Annotated in this window: 9 protein-coding genes; 1 reads left to right on the top strand and 8 read right to left on the bottom strand. The window is 44.3% G+C overall.

Features of this window, described 5'->3' with window-relative positions; all coding sequences use genetic code 11:
• The 8 genes from DDR33_RS16290 to DDR33_RS16255 form a co-directional block, all read right to left on the bottom strand.
• Positions 1–1,083 (bottom strand): Ldh family oxidoreductase (locus DDR33_RS16290; protein WP_109416934.1); only part of this gene is annotated, 1,083 nt, incomplete at its 3' end.
• A gap of 8 nt (positions 1,084–1,091) precedes the next feature.
• Positions 1,092–2,711, bottom strand: coding sequence for a bacillithiol biosynthesis cysteine-adding enzyme BshC (gene bshC / locus DDR33_RS16285; protein WP_109416868.1), 1,620 nt, complete (start codon positions 2,709–2,711; stop codon positions 1,092–1,094).
• A gap of 48 nt (positions 2,712–2,759) precedes the next feature.
• The gene (rimO, locus tag DDR33_RS16280; protein WP_109416867.1) at positions 2,760–4,088 is read right to left on the bottom strand and encodes a 30S ribosomal protein S12 methylthiotransferase RimO; all 1,329 of its coding nucleotides are present in this window, start codon (positions 4,086–4,088) and stop codon (positions 2,760–2,762) included.
• A 37-nt stretch (positions 4,089–4,125) separates the two neighbouring features.
• Positions 4,126–5,088, bottom strand: a complete 963-nt coding sequence (gene ftsY, locus DDR33_RS16275; protein ID WP_109416866.1) for a signal recognition particle-docking protein FtsY — start codon at positions 5,086–5,088, stop codon at positions 4,126–4,128.
• A gap of 123 nt (positions 5,089–5,211) precedes the next feature.
• Positions 5,212–5,379 (bottom strand): DUF4295 domain-containing protein, encoded by a 168-nt coding sequence (locus DDR33_RS16270; RefSeq protein WP_109416865.1) that lies wholly within the window; start codon positions 5,377–5,379, stop codon positions 5,212–5,214.
• A 31-nt stretch (positions 5,380–5,410) separates the two neighbouring features.
• Positions 5,411–5,593: a 50S ribosomal protein L33 gene (rpmG, locus tag DDR33_RS16265; RefSeq protein WP_109416864.1), complete on the bottom strand. Its 183-nt coding sequence runs from the start codon at positions 5,591–5,593 to the stop codon at positions 5,411–5,413.
• 22 nt (positions 5,594–5,615) lie between these two features.
• Positions 5,616–5,849 carry a 50S ribosomal protein L28 gene (rpmB, locus tag DDR33_RS16260; protein ID WP_109416863.1) on the bottom strand — a complete coding sequence of 78 codons (234 nt, stop codon included), beginning with the start codon at positions 5,847–5,849 and terminating at the stop codon, positions 5,616–5,618.
• A 95-nt stretch (positions 5,850–5,944) separates the two neighbouring features.
• Entirely contained in the window at positions 5,945–6,283 is a 339-nt protein-coding gene (locus tag DDR33_RS16255; protein WP_109416862.1) for a hypothetical protein, read from the bottom strand.
• A gap of 9 nt (positions 6,284–6,292) precedes the next feature.
• On the opposite strand from DDR33_RS16255, the gene DDR33_RS26715 reads away from it, so the two are divergent.
• A partial coding sequence (locus tag DDR33_RS26715; RefSeq protein ID WP_238387830.1) for an MFS transporter occupies positions 6,293–6,645 on the top strand: 353 nt, incomplete at its 3' end.

The raw sequence follows: 6,645 nt of genomic DNA, 5'->3' as shown, positions 1-6,645 counted from the left end.
TCCGGAAAACTCCAGGTCCAGTTTTAGCGCAAGTTCTTCCAGATCAGTTACAACGGCCTGGGTTAATGGGATCCCTTCTGATCTTCTTATTTTCTCAGCTTCCAGTTCCGGCTCTCCAGGGATAATAACCGGCTGATCTTCATGTATAGGTTTCGCTGATTTAAAGCGTTCTATCCAGCGGTCCATATGGTCTTTGAATTCATCCACAGGCCTGAATCCGTCTACACGCATCGCACCCACAAAGTGTCCTATTCCTTTGCCGGGCAGATCGGGCAGCGGGTCAAGAAAGGCAACAAAAGGAGGTACCCAGGGCCCGTAATTGGCTCCAGAAAGAACTGCTGTCAATATATCGACAGTCGCTCCGAGGCCATATCCCTTATGACTTCCATGGTCTCTGTCGCTGCCTAATGGGAGGAGGGAACCTCCTGACTTCAGGGCATGAGGATCCGCGGAGCTGCCTCCGGCAGATGTTTGGACCCATCCTTCCGGAATAGATTTGTTGCTTCGCTGTGCTATCTCCAGCTTGCCATTAGCGGCTGCCGCAGTAGCCATGTCTACTATTACCGGAGGGTATTTTCCGGCTGGGAATGCATAGCACATAGGATTAGTCCCCAGTAGCCTCTCTGTTGTAAATGTAGGGGCAACCAGCGGACTGGCATTTGTCATGGCAAAACCAATCATATTTTTCCGCACAGCCTGCATCGCGTGATAACCGGCTATGCCGAAGTGGTTTGAATTTCTGACAGCTACCCACCCTGAACCGTATTTCTCAGCCTTTTCAAGCGCAAGTTTCATGGCAAAAGGGGCTACAACCAGCCCTAACCCACTGTCACCGTCAACAGTTGCAGTGGTTGGAGTCTCATGAACGATCTTTATATCCGGTGTAGGATTGATCCTTTGTTTCTCCCAAAGCCTCACATAGCCGCTGAGTCTTGCAACTCCATGAGAGTCTATTCCGCGAAGATCGGAGGCCATAAGGACATCGGCAGCCTGTACTGCATCTTCTTCTGAACAGCCTATAGCCGTAAAAACAGCTTCTGTAAATGAACGTAATGTTTGTTCCTGAAAAAGTAATGAACTCATAATATTTATTAAGGTTCCAGTATGGTAAACTTAAAATCAAGAGGCTTAAAATACTTAATAAGCTCTCCGATAAAGTCTTTCCCATACTTTATATAAAAGAGACCGAAATTCTCAGATCTTTCCTGGAGACCTTCTCCCGGAAAATGTTTCCTCCTCAGATTTTCAATCTGAGACAAGGCGCCATCATGATTCCGCTTTTCGGCTTTTATTAGTTTTTTCTCAAGATTGCCCAGCGCTTTCTGCAGGCGGGCATTTACGGCCTCAGTTGAAGGGCCGAGGGTGGGATCTATTTTATAAGCCTTGAGCTTAATCTTTTCAAATACTGCCTGGAATTCATTTTTCTCGTCTGCCAGGCTGAGTGTGTGTCCTGAGTTCCTCAATATCCACTCTTTCTGAATCGTGCCGGTATCTTTAAAAATATCTTTTAATGGAATCCGCAGGCGGCATAGTTTGCTACCGAATGATTCATCGGTGATCAGGGCTGAGTTTCTCAATATGAGAAGAGGAAAGTCTACATTGTAAAAATCGAAATTTGCTTTTAGCTGAAGCCAGTATACTACTTCTGCTCCTCCTCCGATATATGCCAGATTGGGCAGAATAATTTCCTGGTATAAAGGACGTAGTACAACGTTAGGACTAAAGTATTCGGGATGAGATTCAATCTCTCCCCTCAGTTCATCTGCAGTAAACCGGATATCGGTATTCAAGACCCTGTAAACTCCCTGTTCTTCAACAATCCGTTCACGGATTGTATCTTTCATATAAAAGAAATTGATTTCGCGGCTGTGGATTTGAGTATTAAATCCTGCTTCTTCTATTTCTTTGCTTCTTTGGGCAGTTAAAGCCGCACTGTTCTTCTGCAGAATGTCTTCTGTGATGATGGCGGCGAACTGTTTTTTCAAAGCAGGTGAATCCGCATCTACTATTACCAACCCATACCTTCTAAAGAGAGCATGTACCAGCGATCTTGTAGCATCAGCCAGGTTTGTGTGTCCCAGGTAAGCATCTTCAATGAAAGAGCTCAGCTCTTCAGAATTTTCAGAGAGGCCCAGGAGGTTCCTGTATAGTTTTACAGTTTCTCTTATGGTGTCTGTCGGGATCTTCCCTGTGGCACCGCTGGTGTCCTGCTCCCAGGATACCTTTTTACCATGCAGATGAGTATGATTAATTTCGGCGAAGTCATGATCTTCCGAAGCCATCCAGTAAACAGGTACAAAGTTCTTATCCGGGTAGGCTTCTTTCAGCTGGCGGGAAAGGTTGATCGCCGTAACAATTTTATAAATGAAATACAAAGGTCCTGTAAAGATATTCAACTGGTGCCCCGTCGTGATGGTGAAAGTACTGGGATCTGAAAGTAAACGGATATTCTCCCCGGTAGTGTTAAAACCACTCTGAGCCGTTTGTTCTTTATGAAGATTTACTCCCCCCTCTGTGTACTGCTGCAAAAGAGTATCATGCAGCACCCTTCTGTCGGCTATAATCTTCTTTTCGGCTGCCAGTCTACCAAAGGCTTCAATAGTAGGGAAGTCGTATATGAAAGGGCGAAGCTTGGGATCACGGGATACGTAACTCAGTACCGTTGATGAAAAACTATGGGTTTCGCTATAATCGATGTACGTTGCTTTCATCGCGCTGCGAAAATAGGGGAAAATTTATAAATCCCCTTTTTCCACTCTTTATTTTACAATCCGTCCATACAAGTCAAAATCCTCTGCCCGCTCTATTCTTGCATTTACAAAGCTGCCCGGAGCTGCGTAGTCAGCACTTGCCTCCAGTAAAACTTCATTATCCACCTCGGGAGAATCAAACTGGGTTCTGCCGACAAAGAAGTTGCCCTCAAGCTTGTCTACCAGGACCTTAAAGGTCTGGCCCACTTTCTGGATGTTTTTCTCAAGAGAGATTCCCTGCTGTATGTCCATAATCTCTTCCACCCGTTGTTCTTTAACATCCTGCGGTACGTCGTCGACCAATGAATGGGCATGGGTTTTTTCTTCATGAGAATAGGTGAAGCAGCCAAGCCTGTCGAACCTGCTCTCTTCCACCCACTCTTTCATCTCCTCAAAATCAGCTTCGGTCTCACCGGGGTAACCGCAGATCAACGTTGTGCGAAGAGCTATTTCAGGAACCCTGTCGCGGATTGCATTCACAAGGTCTGTCGTTTTCTGGCGGGTAATTCCTCTCCGCATCGACTTCAGCATATTATCACTAATGTGCTGGAGAGGCATGTCGAGATATTTGCAAATGTTTTCGCGTTCGTTCATCACGTCAAGGATCTCCATTGGAAATCCTGAGGGATAAGCATATTGTAAGCGGATCCATTCTATTCCCTGTACGTCAGACAGCCGCCTTAGTAACTCATCAAGATTTCTTTTTCCGTACAGGTCAAGTCCGTAGTAGGTGAGGTCCTGGGCAATCAGGATCAATTCTTTGGTGCCATTACGTGCGAGCACTCCTGCTTCCTTCACCAGGTCCTCCATGGACTTCGAGAGATGCTTGCCGCGCATTAAAGGAATGGCGCAGAAAGAACATGGTCTGTTGCAGCCCTCCGCTATCTTAAAGTATGCAAAATGGGATGGGGTAGTTAAAAGACGTTCGCCCAGGAGCTCATATTTGTAATCTGCACCGAGTTCCGTTAAAATATTATGAAGATCATTCGTACCGAAATAAGCATCCACGTTTGTGATCTCTGTTTCGAGTTCCGGTTTATATCGTTCAGACAGGCATCCGGTTACAATAACTTTCCCTACTTTGCCCTGTTCCTTTAACTCGCTGTATTGAAGAATGGTATCAATCGATTCCTGCTTGGCATTATCAATGAAACCGCAGGTGTTAATAACGATGATGTCATCCTTTCCAACCGATTCCGCTTCATGAACGACACTGATCTGGTTCCCTTTCAGCTGTCCCATCAGCACTTCCGAATCGTATACATTCTTTGAGCAGCCAAGAGTGACAACATTTACTCTGGGCTTAGCTATTGACGGTTGTGTTTTTTTTGTTCTCATGAATCTCTGTTCTACTTCTCTCTCCGCGTTTGACAGCTTATTTAAAAAGACTGTTCACAAAATCCTGTCTGTCAAATAGCTGCAAATCATTTATCCCTTCTCCAACACCGATGTATTTCACCGGAATCCTGAACTGATCGGAAATGCCGATTACTACGCCTCCTTTGGCTGTGCCGTCCAGTTTTGTCAGGGCAAGAGCATTTACATGAGTGGCCTGAGTAAATTGCTTACACTGCTCAATAGCGTTCTGTCCGGTAGATGCATCCAGTACCAGGAGAATCTCGTGAGGAGCACCCGGAACTACCTTTTGCATAACATTCTTAATCTTTGTAAGCTCGTTCATAAGAGCTACTTTATTATGTAAGCGTCCCGCAGTGTCAATAATGGCTACATCTTCTCCATTGGCAACGGCCGACTGCAATGTGTCGAAAGCCACGGAAGCCGGATCTGAGCCCATCGCCTGTGCAACTACACGCACATCTACGCGTTCGCCCCAAAGCTTCAGCTGATCTACGGCAGCAGCCCTGAAGGTATCCGCCGCACCAAGCACCACTTTATTTCCTGCCAGTTTGAGTTTATGAGCGAGTTTACCGATCGTGGTAGTCTTACCGACACCATTTACGCCAACCACCATGATAACATACGGTTTATGGTTGCCATACTCGAAATTTTCAAAATCGTTACTGTTGTTTTCTGCCAGCAGTTTTTGTATCTCGCTTTTTAGCAGTGTATTAAGTTCAGAAGCGCCAAAATATTTATCTTTTGATACTCTTTCCTGGATACGATCAATGATCTTGAGGGTAGTGGTCACACCCACGTCCGATGTCACCAGGATTTCCTCCAACTCATCCAAAACTTCATCATCCACCGTGGATTTCCCCATGACGGCTTTTGTAAGCTTAGAGAATAAACCGGCTTTGGTTTTTTCAAGCCCTTTATCAAGAGCCTCTATTTCCTCTTTCGGAGCTTCTTTCTTTTTGAAAAAATCGAATAATCCCATTTTTTATTGTATGTTATAAATGTACGAATGTTTTTCATTCGTCTCTTCCCCATCTTCTCATACAAAAAAAGCCCTCCTGATATTAAAATCGGGACGGCTCTTTAATATTTTAAAGCATGTACCTTACTGGGCGTTCTTTGCTGCAGTAAGAGCGTCTTTAACGTGATCGTTATGTGCAATGATCTCTTTAAAACTGTAAGCGCCGGTCTTTGCAGATCTAACCATGGTGATTACTTTTGAATATTCTTTACCTCTGCCGGTCTTAAGGGTTGCAACTACTTTCTTAGCCATCTCTTTATATTTTAAAAGGTATAAGCCTTATTTATTTGATTTCTTTGTGAACAGTTACTTTCTTTAAGAACGGATTGTATTTCTTCAGCTCTAAACGCTCAGTAGTGTTCTTTTTGTTTTTATTGGTGATATAACGAGACATCCCAGGTACACCGCTTTCTTTTTGCTCAGTGCATTCTAAAATCACCTGAACTCTGTTACCTTTCTTAGCCATTTTCTCTTTCTATTATACGTTATTAAATGGATCCTTTTTTAAGGAATTTATTAATTACAGCGCTGATACCGTTCTTATTAATCGTTTTTACAGCTGATGTAGAAACTTTTAAGGTAATCCAGCGGCCTTCTTCAGGGATGTAAAATTTCTTTACCTTCAGGTTAGGATAAAACTTACGCTTGGTCTTTACGTTAGAGTTAGAAACGTTATGACCGTTCATCGGTGCTTTTCCTGTTAAATCACAAATTCTCGACATGACTATGTTGTGTATCTTTTTGTAAAAATCAGTCTCTTAAAGAGTTTGCAAATATCAGAAGAATAAATTAAAACCACAAGGCTTTTTCGTTTATTTTATTTATGTAAGTTCTTTTCGTGCAGGAAGAAACTAAATGTCATCTTTTTTCCTCCCACAATCAAGGAGGAGAGGTTGTTGTCTGCCCCTATTGTACCCCGCAACCAGCTGAACGCCCTCTTTCTTCGGGTTTTGCCGAATCTGTCCGCACGAGGGGGCGACCGAGTGTCGAACAAGCTCACCAGCGGTCCCGTCTCGTTCTGCACGAGGGCCTCACCGGCATTTGAAATCGTCTTTTTTACGCGGGTAGTTGTCTCGTCTATAAGCTCCTCTGAATATTTTTTTAACGCTATATTCAGAAATATTTCTAATTTAAAGGCGGCAATCAAGCTAATCAATTTGTTAATATGACTTATGTTGAAAATCCTGGAGGGGCAGCAGGAAAAAACAACTTATGGAGTGTCATTGGCGCTTCGTCGGTTGGCACACTCATCGAATGGTATGATTTCTATATCTTCGGGAGCCTTGCTACTATTCTTTCCTCCCAATTCTTCCCGCATGACAATCCCACTGCGGCCTTTCTTTCTACATTGGCTACGTTTGCGGCCGGATTCATTGTACGGCCGTTCGGAGCGCTTGTTTTTGGGCGGCTCGGTGATATCGTCGGCCGCAAGTACACCTTTCTGCTTACCCTGGTCCTTATGGGCGGTTCAACCTTCGCTATCGGACTTATTCCCGGCTTTGATGAGATCGGTTATGC

It is taken from the genome of Pararcticibacter amylolyticus (genome assembly GCF_003130405.1).
GTDB classification, from domain to species: Bacteria; Bacteroidota; Bacteroidia; order Sphingobacteriales; family Sphingobacteriaceae; genus Arcticibacter; species Arcticibacter amylolyticus.
Note: the sequence above shows the minus strand (reverse complement) of the source record. Positions and strands in the feature narration are given on the sequence as shown.

Coding starts and splice junctions, on each gene's coding strand:
- DDR33_RS16270 (WP_109416865.1), bottom strand. CDS start 5,379: ATGGCTAAGAAAGTAGTTGCAACCCTTAAGACCGGCAGAGGTAAAGAA.
- rpmG (WP_109416864.1), bottom strand. CDS start 5,593: ATGGCTAAGAAAGGTAACAGAGTTCAGGTGATTTTAGAATGCACTGAG.
- ftsY (WP_109416866.1), bottom strand. CDS start 5,088: ATGGGATTATTCGATTTTTTCAAAAAGAAAGAAGCTCCGAAAGAGGAA.
- bshC (WP_109416868.1), bottom strand. CDS start 2,711: ATGAAAGCAACGTACATCGATTATAGCGAAACCCATAGTTTTTCATCA.
- rpmB (WP_109416863.1), bottom strand. CDS start 5,849: ATGTCGAGAATTTGTGATTTAACAGGAAAAGCACCGATGAACGGTCAT.
- rimO (WP_109416867.1), bottom strand. CDS start 4,088: ATGAGAACAAAAAAAACACAACCGTCAATAGCTAAGCCCAGAGTAAAT.